This window comes from Nonomuraea mangrovi (assembly GCF_042681425.1).
GTDB lineage: Bacteria > Actinomycetota > Actinomycetes > Streptosporangiales > Streptosporangiaceae > Nonomuraea > Nonomuraea mangrovi.
The window spans coordinates 156733-172604 of sequence record NZ_JBHUFV010000061.1 but is presented as its reverse complement, the minus strand read 5'-3'; the positions used below and the strand labels follow the sequence as shown (position 1 = coordinate 172604).

Below are 15872 nucleotides of genomic sequence, written 5' to 3'. Positions count from 1 at the left end.
TCAGCGCCTTCCGTCGGTCGGGCCGCAGGAGCCCACGATCAGCTCGCAGATGTCGGTCGCGACGAACGCCTCCACCTGGAGCTGGCGGCTGCCGTCAGGGCCGGGGGCCTCGATCAGCTTGTTGAGCAGGTCCACCAGTCTGGTCACGCCGCGCACGCCGTCGCCCGCCAGGCCGAGCTGGGCGTAGATGAGCGCGGCCACGCGCTCGGCCGAGTGCACGCCTTCGCGCAGGTTCCCGCGGTGCTTGCGCAGGCCGTGGGCGCCGAGCTCGGAGACGTCGGAGATCTGGTCGAGCAGGACACGCACCTTCTCGGCCCGCTCCAGCAGGCCGGGGGTGACGGTGTTGACGTCGGAGGCGATGGAGACGATCTCGTCGCCCTTGTCGGCGAGGCCGGCCGACAGGGCGGCGGTGTCGCGCAGGAACGTTCTGGCCCGCTCGCGATGCCTGTGCGCGACGCCGACCACGGTGCCCGCGTCGTCGACGAGCTCCCGCATCGTTTCGCCCTTGCCTTCCAGGCCCTTGGCGATCGTGTGCACGATGACGGTGACCTCGCGGGGATCCACCGCGTCCAGGCCCCTGTAGGCGTCGCCGAGCGAGTCCGACAGGTCCAGCGGCTCCTCCGTGTCGGTGATCACGGCTCCCGCTCCCAGGTAGGGGCCGCGTACCTCACCGGAGCCGAGCCGCAGGTCGACGAACTTGGGGCCGAACACGGAGGTCGGCTCGATGGAGGCGACCGTGGTCTGCGGCAGCCGCACCCCCGGCTGGATGTGCATGGTGACGACCGCCTGGCCCTTGCCGTTCAAATCGACCGCGGTCACGTCGCCCACGGTGATGCCGCGGATCTTGACGGGGGAGTTGGTGTCCATGCCCTGCCCCGCGCGGCCGAACACCGCCTGGATCCTGGTGCCGCTGACCTCCGTGACACCACGCACGAGGAAGAACCCCGCCGCGACCAGGACCAGGACCAGGATCAGAGCCACGGCCATGCGGGCCGGCAGGGACAGCTCGTTACGGCCCATGGCTCACCCCGTCAGCTTCACGCCGCTGCCGTCCCCCCAGAACAGGAACGACAGCAACAGGTTGAGCAGGACGATCGTGACGATCGACTGGCGGATCGCGCGCCCGGCGGCCACGCCGACGCCGACCGGGCCGCCCGTGGCGTAGAAGCCGTAGTAGCAGTGGATGACGATGACCACGAAGGCGAAGACCGCGACCTTGATCACGCTGTAGACGATGTCGCTCACCGGCAGGCCGATGTAGAAGTAGTAGTCGTAGACGCCCGGCGCCATCCCGAACAGCACCGTGCACATCAGCCGGGTGGCGAAGAAGCTGGCGAACAGCGCGATCAGGTAGATCGGCAGCAGCGCGATCAGCGCGGCCACCACGCGGGTGCAGATGAGGTAGGTGAAGGCGTTGATGCCCATCACCTCCAGCGCGTCGATCTCCTCCGAGATCCGCATCGCGCCGAGCTCCGCGGTGAACGAGGAACCCACCTGCGCGGCCAGCGCGACCGCCGCGATGATCGGGGTGATCTCGCGGACGTTGGCGAAGCTGCCGACCAGGCCCATGAACGACTCGGCGCCGATCGCCTGCAGGCCCTGATAGCCCTGCAGGCCGACGGTGGCGCCCACGACGAAGGCCATCGTGAAGACCACGAAGATCATGCCGCCGCCGATGACGGTCGCGCCGACGCCCACGACCACGTCGCTGACCTGGCGCAGGACGACCTTGAGGTACTTCAGGCGCAGGATCACGTCGCGGACGGAGTAGAAGAGCACCTTCCAGATGAACAGCGGCCAGTCGGCCAGGCGGGCGAAGCGCTCGCTCGCCTCCCTGCCTGCCCCGGCCAGGCGCAGGCCCGCCGTACGGGTGACCATCACAGCACCTTCGGGGGGAAGGCGAGGAAGTAGATCGCGGTGATCACGTAGTTCATCGCGAAGACCAGCATGAACGTGACGACGGTCGCCTTGTTGACCGCGCGGCCCACGCCGACGGGGCTGGTGGCACAGGTCATCCCCATGTAGCAGGACACGGCGGCGGCGATGAAGCCGAACACCCACGCCTTGAACAGCGTCACGATCAGGTCGGTCGTCACCACCAGCGACAGGGCGCCGTCGAAGTACGCCCCGGGGGTCACGCCCTGCACGACCACGTTGAAGAAGTAGCCGCCCGTCGCGCCCGCCACGATCACCAGCGGGGCCAGGCAGACCGCGACCGTGCTGGCCGCCCACATGCGCGGCGTGACCAGGCGGTGGATCGGGTTGACCGCCATGACCTCCATCGCGGCCAGTTCGTCGCGGATGTGGCGCGCGCCGATGTCGGAGGTCATCGCGCTGCCCCCGGCGCCCGCGATGAGCAGGGCACTGGCCATCGGCGCCACCTCGCGCACCAGGCCGACGAAGACCGCGCTGCCCGTGGCGGAGGAGGCGCCCAGCTGCCAGGCCAGCTCACCCACCTGCAGGGCGACGGTCGCGCCCAGGGGGAGTGAGACCAGCAGCACGGGAACGCTGGTCACCCGGGCCAGGAACCAGCACTGGGTGATGAACTCCCACCACCACGTCTTGATGTCCCAGGTACGGCGCAGGCCCTCGAGGACGATCACGAACAGCTCGCCCACCTGGCCCAGCACGCTTCCGGCCTTGCGGCCCACGTACCCGGTCAGCGCCATGACCACCTCGGGAGGCTCGACTATGGATCAGTCACCTTACTGACGGGTAGTCCAGTAAGTCGATGCTTCCAGCGGAATTTGAGGAAAAGGTATGAGGCGCAGCTCACAGGTTGTCAGCCCACCACGAAATGTAACTGCTCCGTGACCTTCGGGTGGAAAACTCGCGCGGCCATATGGTGCCGGTCAGCGCCTCGCCGGGGATGCGGGCCGTGCCGGGCTGGTCGGCGTTCGTCGGCAGCAAGGCGGCGCTGCGGGAGCCGGCCGACTCGCTGCGCCAGGAGGAGGCGGGCAACGGGGTGCGGGTCACGAGTGCCTACCCCGCCGCGACGGCGACGGACCGGCTGCGCGAGATCAGGGCGGCGTTCGGCAGGCCGTACGACGCGCAGGCGTGCATCAGTCCCAGGATGTTGGCGTCGATGATCGTGTGGCTGCCGGCGGTCCCTGCCGACTCCTACGTCTGCGAGCCGGCCGTCCTGCCGACGCCTCGCTGAACCGAGGCCCACGGGAGTGCGGAAACCCCGGGGAAAGCGGAAGGCCCGGCCGTATGAACGGCCGGGCCTTCCAGAAGTAGCGGGGACAGGATTTGAACCTGCGACCTTTGGGTTATGAGCCCAACGAGCTACCGAGCTGCTCTACCCCGCGTCGACATGTTCAACACTATCAGCTCCCCGGCGTGCTCGAGCCCGGCCGTTCGCGAGGTGGCCGGGGACGCCGGGGCCGGTGGCCACGCGGCGCCCGGAGAGGCGCCGCGTTCGCGGGGGTCAGCCGAGCAGGGTGGACATCCAGCCCTCGACCTCGTCGGGGTGGCGGGGCAGTCCTGCCGACATCAGCCTGGCGCCGTCGGCGGTGACGACCAGGTCGTCCTCGATGCGCACGCCGATGCCGCGGAACTCCTCGGGCAGCGTCAGGTCGTCGGACTGCAGGTAGAGGCCCGGCTCGACGGTCAGGACCTGGCCCTCCTCCAGCACGCCGTCCAGGTAGCTCTCGGCCCTGGCCTTCGCGCAGTCGTGGACGTCGAGGCCGAGCATGTGCCCGCTGCTGCAGACCGTGTAGCGGCGGTAGAGGCCGCTTTCGATGAGGCTGTCGGGGGAGTCCTTCAGGACGCCCCACGCGTGCAGCCCTTCGCAGATGACCCGCATCGCCGCCAGGTGGAAGTCGCGGAAGCGCGCGCCGGGGCGCAGCGTGTCGATGGCCGCGTTCTGCGCCTCGTAGACCAGCTCGTAGACCTGCCGCTGGACCGGCGAGAAGCGCCCGGACAGCGGCAGCGTCCTGGTGATGTCGGCGGTGTAGAGCGAGTCGGTCTCGATGCCCGCGTCCAGCAGCAGCAGGTCGCGGGAGTCCAGCCGCCCGTCGTTGCGGATCCAGTGCAGCACGTTGGCGTGTGCGCCCGAGGCGACGATGCTGTCGTAGCCGACCGTGTTGCCCTCCAGGCGCGCGCGCAGTCCGAAGATCCCCTCCAGGTACCGCTCGCCGCGCCGCGAGCCGAGGGCCGCCGGCACGGCCCGCACCACGTCCTCGAACCCACGGGTGGTCGCGTCGACCGCGAACTGCAGTTCGGCGACCTCCCACTCGTCCTTGACCAGCCGCATCTCCGACAGGAAGCGCTCCAGCTCCACGTCGCCCTCGCCCCGCGCGACCTTCGCGTCCACGGAGGCGTCCACCCCGCGCAGGACCCGCGCGGGGCCATCGAGGGACAGCTCGCCGATGTGGGCGCACTCGACCTGGTAGAGCTCGCGCGCCTCGGCCAGGTCGGGGCGGCGGCCGACCCAGAACTCCCCGTAGCGCCTGTCGCGGTAGAACTCCTGGCTGCCCGCCCGCGGCGAGCGCGGGCGCAGGTAGAGCACCGCCTCGCCGGTCGGCTCGACGACCAGGACGTCGTCGGGCTCGGTGTCACCCGTCAGATAGGCGAAGGCGCTGTGCGTCCTGAACCGGTAGTCGCTGTCGTTGCTGCGCACCTTCAGAGAGCCCGAGGGGATGACGAGCCGCTCACCGGGGAACCGGGCGGCGAGCGCGGCCCGCCGTTTGGCCGCCCACGGCGCGACGGGAAGCGGCTCCAGGCCGGTGTGGCGGGTGTCCGCCCAGCCCGTTTCCATGAAGGCGGCCAGTTCGTCGGTGATGGGCAGATCGTGGCTGCCGGTATTGAGCATTTCGGACATGGCGGATCCCTGGGGATAGGAGGTGGTATTTCACATGCTACGGCTCTCACGCCCTCCAGCACCCTAACGGGAAAATCAGCCTGGCTCATGATTGGCCTGAGCGCGCTGAGGGGAGAGTCAGGGGTACCTACAGCCGAGGTGGTGGTCCATGCTGATCGGAACGATCTTGCGGAGCAAGGGATCAGATGTGGCGACGGTACCCCCGAGCGCCACGGTACGAGAACTGCTGGCCGTGCTCGCCGAGCTGAACATCGGCGCGGTCGTGGTCTGCGAAGACGACTCGATGATCGCCGGCATCGTGTCCGAACGCGACGTCGTGCGCAGGCTCCACGACACGGGATCCGCGATCCTGGACGCGCCGGTCTCGCAGATCATGACGGCCGAGGTGCGCACCTGCCAGATGGACTCCAATGTCGACGAGTTGCGCAGGACGATGACCAACCACCGCATCAGGCACGTGCCCGTGCTGGACGCGGGACGGCTGGTCGGCATCGTGAGCATCGGGGACGTGGTGAAGAGCACCATCGAGCAGCTCGAAACGGAGAAGGCGTCACTCGTCGACTACCTGCACCGCTGACCGGAGGCGGGGGACATGGCACGCTTGTCTCCGTGACGTACGGCCACCCCCCGCCACCGCGCGCGTCGAACAGCCCGACGCTGATCCTGCTCGCCTCGGGGCTGACCGGGATCCTGGGCTTCCTCATCGGATTCTTCGCCGGGCTCGGCTCGTCCGAGCCCGCGGCGGCGCCGTACTCGGCGCCGGAGATGACCGTGACCATGGAAAGCCCGACGGAGACGCCGACAAGCGCGCCCACGGGCACTCCCACGGGCGCATCCACGGGCGCATCCACAGGCGCGTCCACGGGGACCGGCGACGGTGGCCTCGTGGCCAGCCCTCCGGCGGACGGCGTTCCGACGACGCAGGTGAGCCGGCCCCCCTCCGCGAACCCGACCTCGGGACAGCAGCCCACCTCGGGCGGCACTCCGCCCGGCAGCGGGCTGCAGGTGGTCGGCACCGACATCCAGCCGGGCACCTACAAGACCGACGGCCCCGCCCCGGGGCAGCCGCTGTGCTACTGGGCACGGCTGAAGGGCACGGGAGGCGACCCCGGCGACGTGATCACCAGCGGGATGCCCACAGGCCCCGCCACCGTCACCATCGAGGCAACCGACAAGGCCTTCCAGAGCGGGGGCTGTGGACCATGGGTGAGGCTGTGAAACTCAAACTCGACCTGCACGACATCTACAACAAGGGCGACCAGATCGACAGGGCGCTGCGCGGGATCATCGACGAGGCCATCCGCACACGGGCCACCGAGGTGGAGATCATCCCCGGCAAGGGGAGCGGGCAGCTCAAGAAGAAGGTGCTGCGCTTCCTCGACCAGAAGGAGATCAAGGCGCTCTACCACCGCATCGACAAGGACGCCAAGAACCACGGACGACTCTTCGTGTACTTCCGCCACAAGTAGGGCGTCTCAGGCGTGGGCGGCGCCGAGCAGGATCGCGCCGTACTGGATCGCCACGAGGTCGTGGATCGGGATCGCCTTCTCCGAACCGGCCGCCTCGGCCTCGGCGCACCACTCGGCGTAGGTGGCGGCCAGAGCGGCGGTGTGCGAGCGGATCGTCGGCGTGGCGTTGCCGACGGCCAGCTCGCCGTCCAGCGCCCGCAGCAGCATGCCGCCGAACCGCAGGCGCACGCTGTTGAGCAGGTCGCGGCAGGAGGCCACCTCGGCCACGGTCGCGGGCCTGTCGTTCTCCGGCGCGCCCGCGCGGTGCTCGTCGGTAGCCGCGATGCCGGCGAGCATGGGGATGAAGGACCTGCTGGCCGACAGGAACGGCGAGCGCGTGACCAGGTCGCCCGAGACCGCGGCCATGATCTCGTCGAGCGCGGCGAAGGTGTCGCGCACGTCCGCGCCCCTGCGCAGCACCAGGTCCCTGTACGGCGTGTCGGTCGGCGTGGTGTCGGCCGCCGAGGCGTCCGTCCAGTAGGGGACCTCGGCGATGAGGCCGAGCGTGCCGTACCTCCTGATGTAGGAGTCGCTGGCCGCGCCGGTCAGATGCTCGGTGGGATCCTGGCCCAGGCGTTCCAGGTAGTCGTAGTAGTCCTCCATCGCGGGCGCCAGGTAGACGGCCTGTTCCAGCTCGCGGACGGAGGGGTGCTCGGGCTCGCCCGCGTGCAGCGGCACGCCGTACCTGCCCGGCAGGTCCTTCAACGCCGCCTGGAGCGGGGGGAGGGCCCTGGTGAGGTAGTAGAACGCGCCGCCGGCCTCGGCGTTGTGCAGGGTGGTGAAGAAGGCGGGCCTGGTGTCGTCGATCAGCCGCATGAGGGCCAGCGTCTCCGGCAGCACCCTGTCGAAGTAGGCGCGCTTGTAGCTGAAGGGGAAGGTCCACTCCACCTGCTCGTCGGCCGCGGGGCGGTAGAAGTGCCTGCCGTAGTGGGCCTTGGTGAAGGGGCCTGCGAACCAGCCCTCGTTGAGCCTGGTGCCGTCGGGGTCGAGGCAGCCGATCAGGTGCCAGGTGAAGCCTGTCGACTCGCGGAACCCCTGGTCGGAGCACAGGCGCGTGGCCAGGTGCATCACGGTGAGGCCGCCGATGGGCTCGTTCGGATGCGGTCCCGCGGCGACGACGGCGTGGCGCGGTCCTTCGCCCAGGGTCAGGCAGAGGAGCGGATCGCCCAGGCGGGAGGTGCCGATGCGGCGCAGCCCTGCCACGCCGGGGTGGTCGGCGGCCAGTCTGGTCAGGCACTCGTGAACCTCGTCCACGGTGGCGAATCGGTCGTATTCCGGCACGGAGTGGAGTTCGTCGAGCACACCCCAGTATGCCGATAAAGAGGCGAATCGCGCCTAGGAGATCGCGGCTCCCACGAGAGCGCCGATGCCGTACGTCAGGGCCGCCGCGGCCGTGCCGAGGACGAGCTGGCGGGCGCCGCCGAACAGCGGCGACCTGGTGGTCAGGCGGGCGACCAGCGCACCCGTGGCGAACAGCGCGAGGCCGGTGAGCGTGATCGCCACCAGCACCGATGACAGGCCGAACAGGAACGGCAGCACCGGGATCAGCGCCCCGGCGGCGAAGGCCAGGAACGACGAGCCGGCCGCCACCCACGGCGAGGGCAGGTCGTCGGGGTCGACCCCGAGCTCCTCGCGCGCGTGCACTCGCCACGCCACCTCACCGTCCTGGTGGAGCTGGCCGGCCACCTGCCTGGCCAGCTCGGGAGTCAGCCCGCGCGACTCGAACACCAGGGCCAGCTCCCGCTCCTCCGCCTCGGGGTTGCGGGCGATCTCCCGGCGCTCGACGGCGATCTCGGCCAAGGTCAGCTCCCGCTGGGAGGCGACGGAGGTGTACTCGCCCGTCGCCATCGAGAACGCACCTGCCGCCAGGCCCGCCAGCCCGGCGATCGCGACGGCCGTCGTCGACGCGCCGCCGCCGACCACGCCGGCCAGCAGCGCGGAGTTGGAGACCAGGCCGTCCATCACGCCGAAGACCGCGGGCCTGAGCCAGCCGCCCGTGACGTCGCGGTGGTGCCGGTGCAGTTCCGCAGTCACGACGTGCCTCCCATTTGTAACATTTGTTGCGAAGTAGCAGATGCTTCATCACATGATCGGCACATGTCAATGGGCAGGAGCCGGGCAGTGGGGAATGATGCGAGCATGTCGATCCTGCGAAACTTCCTGGAGAGCGTGCGCACCGGCGGCATCGAGGTCGTCGACCTGACCGCGCCCCTTTCCGACCGGACGCCGATCCTGCAGCTACCCGAGCCGTTCGGGAACACGATCCCGTTCCGCCTGGAGGAGATCAGCCACTACGACGACCGCGGGCCCGCCTGGTACTGGAACGACATCCACACGGGGGAGCACACCGGCACCCACTTCGACGCTCCCGTCCACTGGGTGACCAGCCGCGACGGCCAGGACGTCTCGCAGGTCCCCGTGCAGCGCCTGCTCGCGCCCGCCGCCATGCTCGACTTCGCCGCGGAGGCCTCCAAGGATCCCGACTTCCTGCTCCAGGTGGAGCACGTCCAGGAGTGGGAGCGGGTCAACGGTCCGCTGCCCGAGGGCGGCTGGCTCCTCTACCGCACCGGCTGGGACGCCAGGTCGGACAGCGCCGCCGACTTCCTCAACGAGGGCCACTCGCCCGGCATCTCGGTCGAGTGCGCCCGCTGGCTGGCGCAGGAGGCGCCGATCCTCGGCGTCGGCGTCGAGACCGTCGGCACCGACGCGGGCGCCGCCCACTCCTTCGACCCCGCCTTCCCCTGCCACTCGTTCCTGCTCGGTGCCGGCAAGTACGGCCTGACCCAGCTCCGCAACCTCGACAAGCTCCCGCCCACGGGCAGCGTCGTGGTCGCGCCGCCGCTGCCGATCGTCGGTGGCTCGGGCAGCCCCGTCCGCGTGCTGGCGCTGGTCGAACGATGACCGTCGCCACGCTCGTCGGCCGGGTGCTCGCAGGACTGGGCGTCGAGACGGTCTTCGGCGTGGTCGGCAGCGGCAACTTCCACGTCACCAACGCCCTCGTGGCCCACGGTGCGCGCTTCGTCGCGGCCCGCCACGAGGGCGGCGCCGCCACCATGGCCGACGCCTACGCGCGCATGAGCGGACACGTCGGCGTCCTGTCGGTGCACCAGGGCCCGGGGCTCACCAACGCGATGACCGGCATCACCGAGGCGGCCAAGAGCCGCACGCCGCTGATCGTGCTGGCGGGCGAGGCGACACAGGCCCGTTCGAACTTCCACATCGACCAGGACGCGATGGCCAGGGCCGTCGGCGCGACGCCGCTGCGGGTCCGCTCGGCGCCGACCGCCGTCGAGGACACCGTCGAAGCCTTCCGTGCGGCGCGCGCGGGCCGGACCGTGCTGCTCAACCTGCCCCTGGACGTGCAGGAGGAGCCCGGCGACTGGGACGAGGCGGGGGAGATCGTCGTCCGAAGCGCCCGTGCCGCCGCAGCGGTCATGCCCGAGCTGCCCTCCGAGCACGACACGGCGCGGCTGGCCGAGCTGCTGGCCGGCGCGCAGCGACCGGTGTTCGTGGCCGGACGCGGCGCCAGGCACGCCCGGCACGAGCTCGAGGCCCTCGCCGACCGGGTCGGGGCGCTGCTGGCCACCTCGGCGGTCGCCAAGGGGCTGTTCAGGGGCAGCCCGTGGGACCTCGACATCAGCGGGGGCTTCTCCTCGCCGGCGGCCGCCGAGCTGATCGCGGGCGCGGACGTGCTGGTGGGGTGGGGCTGCGCCCTCAACATGTGGACGACCAGGCACGGCAAGCTCATCGGGCCTCGTGCCATGGTCGTCCAGGTGGACCACGAACGCGACGCCATCGGCGCGCACAGGAGCGTCGACCTGGGCGTCGTGGGCGACGTCGCGTGGGTGGCCAGGGCGGTCGAGTCCGCGCTCGGCGAGCTGCCCTCGCGGGCGGGCGCGCGGACGCCCGAGCTGGCCGCCCGGATCGCGGGGGAGGTGCGCTGGCGCGGCGTGCCGTACAAGGACGAGAGCGGGGAGGGCAGGATCGACCCGAGGACGCTCACGATCGAGCTGGACGACCGGCTGCCCGCCGACCGCGTCGTCGCCACCGACTCCGGAAATTTCATGGGATATCCGGCGATGTTCCTTGATGTCCCGGATGAACGGGGGTTCTGCTTCACACAGGCCTTCCAGTCCATCGGCCTCGGCCTGGCCGGCGCGATCGGCGCGGCGGTCGCGCTGCCCGGCAGGCTTCCGGTGGCGGCGCTCGGCGACGGCGGCGCGCTGATGGGGATCGCGGAGCTGGAGACCGTGGTGCGTCTCGGGCTGCCGATGGTGGTCGTGGTCTACGACGACGAGGCCTACGGGGCCGAGGTGCACCATTTCGGACCCTCGGGGCATCCGCTCGACACCGTCACCTTCCCCGCCGTCGACCTGGCCGAGATCGCCAGAGGGTACGGCTGCGCGGCGGTGACCGTGAGGGAGAGGGGCGACCTGGCCGCGGTGACGTCATGGCTCGAAGGGCCGAGGGACCGGCCGTTGCTCGTCCACGCCAAGGTCAGCGCGGGGCATGGGTCGTGGTGGCTGGAGGAGGCCTTCCGAGGGCACTGACCTCGGGGGACGTCGGCCGGCTCCGGACGCTCGCGGGCTCTCAGAGCTTGCGGTAGACCCAGGCTTCCTCGGCGGCGGCCAGCACCTGGGCGAGGGGCGCGCCCGCCGCGGCGCAGACGGCCGCGGCGATCGCGCCCTCCACGAACGGCACGTCGGCAAGCACCACCTGTCCGGGCTCCTCCAGCAGCTTCGCCGTCAGGACCGAGCTGCCCAGGTCGGGAACGAGGAGCACGCCCGCGCCGGCGTCCACCTCGGCCACGGCCTCCTCGATGAGGTCGAGACTGGTGCCGAGCCCGCCGTCCTCGGTGCCTCCGGTCGCCGCCACCATGGCCTCCGGCCCGGCGATCTGCCTGGCCAGCGCCGCCGCCGCGGACGCCAGCGCGGCGCTGTGCGACACCAGGACGATTCCCACCACGCCGCTCACTCCCGCCTCCACCTGCCGTGCGACCACCCGCAGCCTCCCATCCCGGACGAGCCGACCCACGGACCAGCCCGAACCTGCCGGCGGCCCGCGTCATCGGGCCGGCCCACGTCGACGGTGCGGCCCGTGTCCTTGGCGCGGCCCATGTGCTTCGCGCGGCCCGCGTCGTCCGGGACGCCGTGGTTCGGGACGCCGTGGTTCGGGACGCCGCGGTTCGGGCGGTCGGCGTCCTTCGCGTTGTCCGAGGGGTGCGGGCCGTCCGAGCCGGCAGACGATCTTCTGCGCACCGGCCCGGCGGTCATGGGCGCAGGGCGGCGATCAGAAGGGCGGCCGAGGCGGCGCCGGGATCCTCGTGGCCGACGCTTCGAGGGCCGAGATAGCTCGCCCTGCCCTTGCGCGCCTGCAGCGGAATGGTCGCCTTGGCACCCCCGGCCGCCGCCACCGCCGCCCGCTCCAGCGCGTCGTCGGGCTTGATCCCGTCCTCGGCCGCCGCCGACAGCGCGCGCGACGCGGGCGCCAGGGCGTCGACCATCGTCTTGTCGCCCTCCGCCGCCCTGCCGAGCCGCTTCACCGCCTCGATCGCCGCCGTGAAGGCCGCGGCCAGCTCGTCGAGCGACACCTCCCTCGCCTCGCCCAGCGACTTGCCGAGCTGGCGGAACAGTGTGCCGTACAGGGGGCCCGACGCGCCGCCGACCCTGCGGATCAGCGTGGTGCCCACGAGGGTGAGCAGCTGTCCAGGGGTCTCCTGCGGGGTCTCGGCCAGCGCCTGCCGGACGGAAGTGAAGCCGCGGTCGAGGTTCGTGCCGTGGTCGGCGTCGCCGATGGCGGCGTCGAGCCTGGTCAGCAGGTCGCGGTTGATCGAGAGCACGCGGACGATCTCCTCGATCCACGCCCTGAAGAACGCGACGTCCATCAGCGCCCCCAGCGCAGCGCGGGCGTCTGCACGGGGGCGTCCCACAGCCGCGTGAGCTCCGCGTCGAGCCTGCACACGGTGACCGAGAAGCCCTGCATGTCGAGGCTCGTGACGTAGTTGCCGACCAGGGAGCGGGCCACGCGGGCTCCCTTCGCCCTGACGTAGCGCTCGACCTCGGCGAAGGCGACGTAGAGCTCGATCAGCGGGGTGCCGCCCATGCCGTTGACCATGACGAGCAGGTCGCCGGCCAGCGGGAGGTCACCGTGGATCGCGTCCATCGCGACGGTCGCCAGCTCGCGCGCCGGGGCCAGGGGCAGGCGGGAGCGGCCCGGCTCGCCGTGGATGCCGATGCCCAGCTCGACCTCCGTCTCGGGCAGGTCGAACGTGGGCTTGCCCGCGGCGGGCACGGTGCAGGAGGTGAGCGCGATGCCGAACGACCTGCTGCGCGCCACCACCGCCCCCGCCACCCTGGTCGTCTCCGCCAGCGTGGCGCCGCTCTCCGCCAGCGCCCCCGCGATCTTCTCCACGAAGAGCGTGGCGCCGGTGCCCCTGCGTCCGGCGGTGTAGAGCGAGTCCTGGACGGCCACGTCGTCGTCGACCACGACGCTGGAGACGGTCACGCCCTCATCGGCGCACAGTTCGGCGGCCATCTCGAAGTTCATGACGTCGCCGGTGTAGTTCTTGATGACATGGAGCACGCCGGCTCCGCCGTCGACGCGCCTGGTCGCCTCGACGACCTGGTCGGGCACCGGCGAGGTGAAGATCTCGCCGGGGCACGCGGCGTCGAGCATGCCGTGCCCGACGAAGCCCGCGTGCAGCGGCTCGTGTCCCGAGCCGCCGCCGGAGACCAGCGCGACCTTGCCCGTTCGAGGGGCGTCGGCCCGCCAGACGACCCGCCCCTCCACATCGACCCGGAGGGCGGGGTGGGCCGCGGCCAGCCCCTCCAGCGCCTCGGCGACCACGGACTCGGCGTTGTTGATGAGCTTCTTCACGCGCACCCTCCTGCCCGTTCCACGCTGACCCCTTTTCCCTTTTACGCCTGGATGCGGGGCGAAGCGCCGCTTTACCGCAATCTTGACGTGGAGTTCAGGGAGCTGTCCAGGAGTGCCTGCTCCGGCCCCGTTCGCCACATCATGGCTCTGACCTGGCCGGACACCTGGCACACCGTCCAGCTGCGGGCGATCCGCTGGCCGGATGAGGACACGGGACGCGAGCCGGAGAACTGTCGGTGGCAGGGGATACGGTCGGCGCATGCGAATCGGCCTGACCCTCGACTGCGCCGACCCGACGAGGCTCGCCGCGTTCTGGAAGCTCGCGCTGGGCTACGAGGACGAGCCGCCGCCTCCGCCGTACGAGACGAGGCAGGAGTGGCTGGCCCAGTTCGACCTGTCGGAGGACGACCAGGACGACGGCGCGTGGCTGCACGACCCGAAGGGCGTCAATCCCAGCCTGTTCCTGCAGCAGGTCAGGGAGCCGAAGCTGCAGAAGATCAGGCTGCACCTGGACGTGCGCGTCTCGGAGGGCGTCGAGGACGGGCGTTGGGCGGTGGTCACCGAGGCGGTGGAGCGACTGGTCGCCGCGGGCGGCAGGCGGGTGGAGGTGTTCGACGGCCACCACGTGGTCATGGCCGATCCCGAGGGCAACGAGTTCTGCCTGTGCTGAGCGCTCGGTGAGTGCGTTACCTTCTGCACATGGCTGAGATCGTGTATCCGCCGGTGATCGCCACCGCGCGGACCCTCTTTCGGATCATGGACTACCGCTTCCACATGGAGGGGACCGAGCACATTCCGCGGACCGGCGGGGCGGTGCTGGTCAGCAACCACATCAGCTATCTCGACTTCATCTTCGCCGGCCTGGCCGCGCTGCCGTCCAAGCGGCTGGTGCGCTTCATGGCGAAGGACGACGTCTTCAAGCACCGCATCTCCGGCCCGCTCATGCGCGGCATGCACCACATCCCCGTCGACCGGGGGGCGGGCGCGGGCTCCTACGCAACCGCGCTGCGGATGCTGAAGGCGGGCGAGATCGTCGGCGTGTTCGCCGAGGCGACGATCAGCCGCTCCTTCACCGTCAAGGACATCAAGAACGGCGCCATCCGCATGGCGCAGGCCACCAAGGTGCCGATGATCCCGGTGGCGCTGTGGGGCAGCCAGCGGCTGTGGACCAAGGGCAGGCCCAAGCAGCTCACCCAGCGCCATGTGCCGCTCACGATCCTGGTGGGCGAGCCGATGTACCCCAAGCGCGGCGACGACATGGCCGAGTTGACCACCCGGCTGCACACCAGCATGTCGGAGCTGGTCGACAGGGCGCAGCGGACCTATCCGGAGATCCCGGCGGGCGTGTGGTGGCAGCCCGCCCATCTCGGGGGCACCGCCCCCACGCCCGAGGAGGCCGCGGCCATGGACGCCGCCGAGGCCGAACGCCGCGGCAAGGACTAGCGTCAGCGATCTTCTGGGAGGCTGTCTGCCAGCCGTACCAAAGGGGTCGAATGTTTGGGATCGTCCGTCCATGCCGCCATGTGCTGTGCGGTGGGCTGTTCAAGCAGTGGCTGGCGCACCTGTGCGGGCTGTGCCTGGCCCTGCGCGACGAGCACGGCCACGCCTCCAGGCTGGTCACCAACTACGACGGACTGCTGGTCTCGGTCCTGACCGAGGCGCAGACTCCCGACGCCGCCCCGCGCAGGCGCGCGGGCGCGTGCGCGCTGCGCGGGTTCAAGGGCGCGGACGTCGTCGAGGCTCAGGGCGTACGGCTGGCGGCGTCGGTCTCGCTGGTCCTCGCGGCGGGCAAGATGCGCGACCACGTCGCCGACGGCGACGGCGTCTACGGCCGCCGGCTGGTCGCCGCGGCCGCCGAGCGCGTGGCCGCCCGGTGGTCGCTGGCGGGCTCCCGTACGGCGGGGACGCTCGGATTCGACCCAGGGCCGTTGACGGCGGCGGTGGAGGAGCAGACCAGGCTGGAACGCACGCCGGGCCTGACGCTGCTGGAGTTGACGGCGCCGACGGAGGCCGCCGTCGCCGCCGCCTTCGCGCATACGGCGGTGCTGGCGGGCAAGCCCCACAACACGCAGGCGCTGGAGGAGGCGGGCCGCTTCTTCGGCCGCCTGGCCCACCTGCTGGACGCGGTGGAGGATCTGCCCCGCGACCGCGCGTCCGGCGCCTACAACCCGCTGACCGCCACGGCCACGGACCTGGTGACCGCCAGGAGGCACTGCGACGACGCCCTGTTAGGCCTGGGACTGGCGGTGGACGAGCTCGACCTGGAACGGCGCGGGCTGGTGCGGGCGCTGCTGGTCAAGGAGCTCGGGCACTCGGTCACCCGCGCCTTCTCCGAGGCCGAACAGGAAAGCCCCGAAAGGACCCGACAGCGGCCGCCTGACCCTGGAGGGCTGCTGTCGCTGGCGTGCACGACGCTGAGCTGCTGCACCTGCGGCCTGTACCGGCCCGAATGGGACGAGGAACACGAACGTGGGTGCTGCTCGCGGCTCGACTGCAGCGGCTGCGAGGCCTGCGGCAACTGCGACTGCTCGTGCTGCGGCGAGGACGGCTGTTGCGGCGACGGCTGCTGCTGCGACGGCTGCTCCTGCGACTGCTGAAACGAGCCCCGCCGCGTGGCGCGCGGCAGGGCTGTGCGATCGCTTCCTTGTGACTGCCTGGGGGCG

The 15872-nt window shown here is 71.1% G+C and carries 18 protein-coding genes and 1 tRNA gene; 9 read left to right on the top strand and 10 right to left on the bottom strand.

The genetic code is table 11. The features are described from left to right. Genes ACFSKW_RS39805 through ACFSKW_RS39795 form a run of 3 tightly spaced genes read right to left on the bottom strand, consistent with a single transcriptional unit; the run spans position 1 to position 2669 of the window. On the bottom strand, positions 1-1020 hold the full coding sequence (locus ACFSKW_RS39805; RefSeq protein ID WP_379578990.1) for an MCE family protein: 1020 nt from the start codon (positions 1018-1020) through the stop codon (positions 1-3). A 3-nt stretch (positions 1021-1023) separates the two neighbouring features. Further along, entirely contained in the window at positions 1024-1878 is an 855-nt protein-coding gene (locus ACFSKW_RS39800; RefSeq protein WP_379578988.1) for an ABC transporter permease, read from the bottom strand. Continuing rightward, positions 1878-2669: an MlaE family ABC transporter permease gene (locus tag ACFSKW_RS39795; RefSeq protein ID WP_379578986.1), complete on the bottom strand. Its 792-nt coding sequence runs from the start codon at positions 2667-2669 to the stop codon at positions 1878-1880. Before ACFSKW_RS39795 ends, ACFSKW_RS39800 begins: the two co-directional genes overlap by 1 nt. A gap of 173 nt (positions 2670-2842) precedes the next feature. Here ACFSKW_RS39795 and ACFSKW_RS39790 point away from each other — a divergent pair, with 173 nt between their 5' ends. Beyond that, on the top strand, positions 2843-3160 hold the full coding sequence (locus ACFSKW_RS39790; RefSeq protein WP_379578984.1) for an SDR family NAD(P)-dependent oxidoreductase: 318 nt from the start codon (positions 2843-2845) through the stop codon (positions 3158-3160). A gap of 77 nt (positions 3161-3237) precedes the next feature. Here ACFSKW_RS39790 and ACFSKW_RS39785 read toward each other — a convergent pair. Next, positions 3238-3311: transfer RNA gene (locus tag ACFSKW_RS39785), tRNA-Met, on the bottom strand. A gap of 119 nt (positions 3312-3430) precedes the next feature. Next, entirely contained in the window at positions 3431-4825 is a 1395-nt protein-coding gene (locus ACFSKW_RS39780; protein ID WP_379578982.1) for an aminopeptidase P family protein, read from the bottom strand. A 148-nt stretch (positions 4826-4973) separates the two neighbouring features. Here ACFSKW_RS39780 and ACFSKW_RS39775 point away from each other — a divergent pair, with 148 nt between their 5' ends. The 3 genes from ACFSKW_RS39775 to ACFSKW_RS39765 are packed head-to-tail and all read left to right on the top strand — an operon-like array spanning position 4974 to position 6294. Continuing rightward, positions 4974-5402, top strand: a complete 429-nt coding sequence (locus ACFSKW_RS39775) for a CBS domain-containing protein (RefSeq protein WP_379578980.1) — start codon at positions 4974-4976, stop codon at positions 5400-5402. Positions 5403-5434: 32 nt separating this feature from the next. After that, positions 5435-6043: a hypothetical protein gene (locus ACFSKW_RS39770; RefSeq protein ID WP_379578978.1), complete on the top strand. Its 609-nt coding sequence runs from the start codon at positions 5435-5437 to the stop codon at positions 6041-6043. Next, positions 6040-6294: a Smr/MutS family protein gene (locus tag ACFSKW_RS39765; protein WP_379578976.1), complete on the top strand. Its 255-nt coding sequence runs from the start codon at positions 6040-6042 to the stop codon at positions 6292-6294. Before ACFSKW_RS39770 ends, ACFSKW_RS39765 begins: the two co-directional genes overlap by 4 nt. A gap of 6 nt (positions 6295-6300) precedes the next feature. Here ACFSKW_RS39765 and ACFSKW_RS39760 read toward each other — a convergent pair whose 3' ends face one another. Together ACFSKW_RS39760 and ACFSKW_RS39755 are read right to left on the bottom strand one after the other, a co-directional pair. Beyond that, complete coding sequence (locus ACFSKW_RS39760) at positions 6301-7635, bottom strand: M14 family zinc carboxypeptidase (RefSeq protein ID WP_379578974.1); 1335 nt, start codon at positions 7633-7635, stop codon at positions 6301-6303. A gap of 33 nt (positions 7636-7668) precedes the next feature. Next, on the bottom strand, positions 7669-8367 hold the full coding sequence (locus ACFSKW_RS39755; protein WP_379578972.1) for a VIT1/CCC1 transporter family protein: 699 nt from the start codon (positions 8365-8367) through the stop codon (positions 7669-7671). Positions 8368-8472: 105 nt separating this feature from the next. On the opposite strand from ACFSKW_RS39755, the gene ACFSKW_RS39750 reads away from it, so the two are divergent. Beyond that, positions 8473-9234 (top strand): cyclase family protein, encoded by a 762-nt coding sequence (locus tag ACFSKW_RS39750; RefSeq protein ID WP_379578970.1) that lies wholly within the window; start codon positions 8473-8475, stop codon positions 9232-9234. Next, on the top strand, positions 9231-10883 hold the full coding sequence (locus ACFSKW_RS39745; protein ID WP_379578968.1) for a thiamine pyrophosphate-binding protein: 1653 nt from the start codon (positions 9231-9233) through the stop codon (positions 10881-10883). The genes ACFSKW_RS39750 and ACFSKW_RS39745 overlap by 4 nt, the downstream gene beginning before the upstream one ends. A 40-nt stretch (positions 10884-10923) precedes the next feature. Here ACFSKW_RS39745 and dhaM read toward each other — a convergent pair whose 3' ends face one another. From dhaM to dhaK, 3 genes are all read right to left on the bottom strand, one after another. Then, complete coding sequence (gene dhaM, locus ACFSKW_RS39740; RefSeq protein ID WP_379578967.1) at positions 10924-11334, bottom strand: dihydroxyacetone kinase phosphoryl donor subunit DhaM; 411 nt, start codon at positions 11332-11334, stop codon at positions 10924-10926. Between the two features lie 268 nt (positions 11335-11602). Continuing rightward, complete coding sequence (gene dhaL / locus ACFSKW_RS39735; protein WP_379578966.1) at positions 11603-12217, bottom strand: dihydroxyacetone kinase subunit DhaL; 615 nt, start codon at positions 12215-12217, stop codon at positions 11603-11605. Further along, on the bottom strand, positions 12217-13209 hold the full coding sequence (gene dhaK, locus ACFSKW_RS39730) for a dihydroxyacetone kinase subunit DhaK (protein WP_379578964.1): 993 nt from the start codon (positions 13207-13209) through the stop codon (positions 12217-12219). The genes dhaL and dhaK overlap by 1 nt, the downstream gene beginning before the upstream one ends. A gap of 259 nt (positions 13210-13468) precedes the next feature. On the opposite strand from dhaK, the gene ACFSKW_RS39725 reads away from it, so the two are divergent. The 3 genes from ACFSKW_RS39725 to ACFSKW_RS39715 are packed head-to-tail and all read left to right on the top strand — an operon-like array spanning position 13469 to position 15806. Next, on the top strand, positions 13469-13879 hold the full coding sequence (locus ACFSKW_RS39725; protein WP_379578962.1) for a VOC family protein: 411 nt from the start codon (positions 13469-13471) through the stop codon (positions 13877-13879). A gap of 29 nt (positions 13880-13908) precedes the next feature. After that, complete coding sequence (locus ACFSKW_RS39720; RefSeq protein ID WP_379578960.1) at positions 13909-14652, top strand: lysophospholipid acyltransferase family protein; 744 nt, start codon at positions 13909-13911, stop codon at positions 14650-14652. A 50-nt stretch (positions 14653-14702) separates the two neighbouring features. Then, positions 14703-15806 (top strand): DUF5685 family protein, encoded by a 1104-nt coding sequence (locus tag ACFSKW_RS39715; RefSeq protein WP_379578958.1) that lies wholly within the window; start codon positions 14703-14705, stop codon positions 15804-15806. Positions 15807-15872 lie beyond the last annotated feature (66 nt).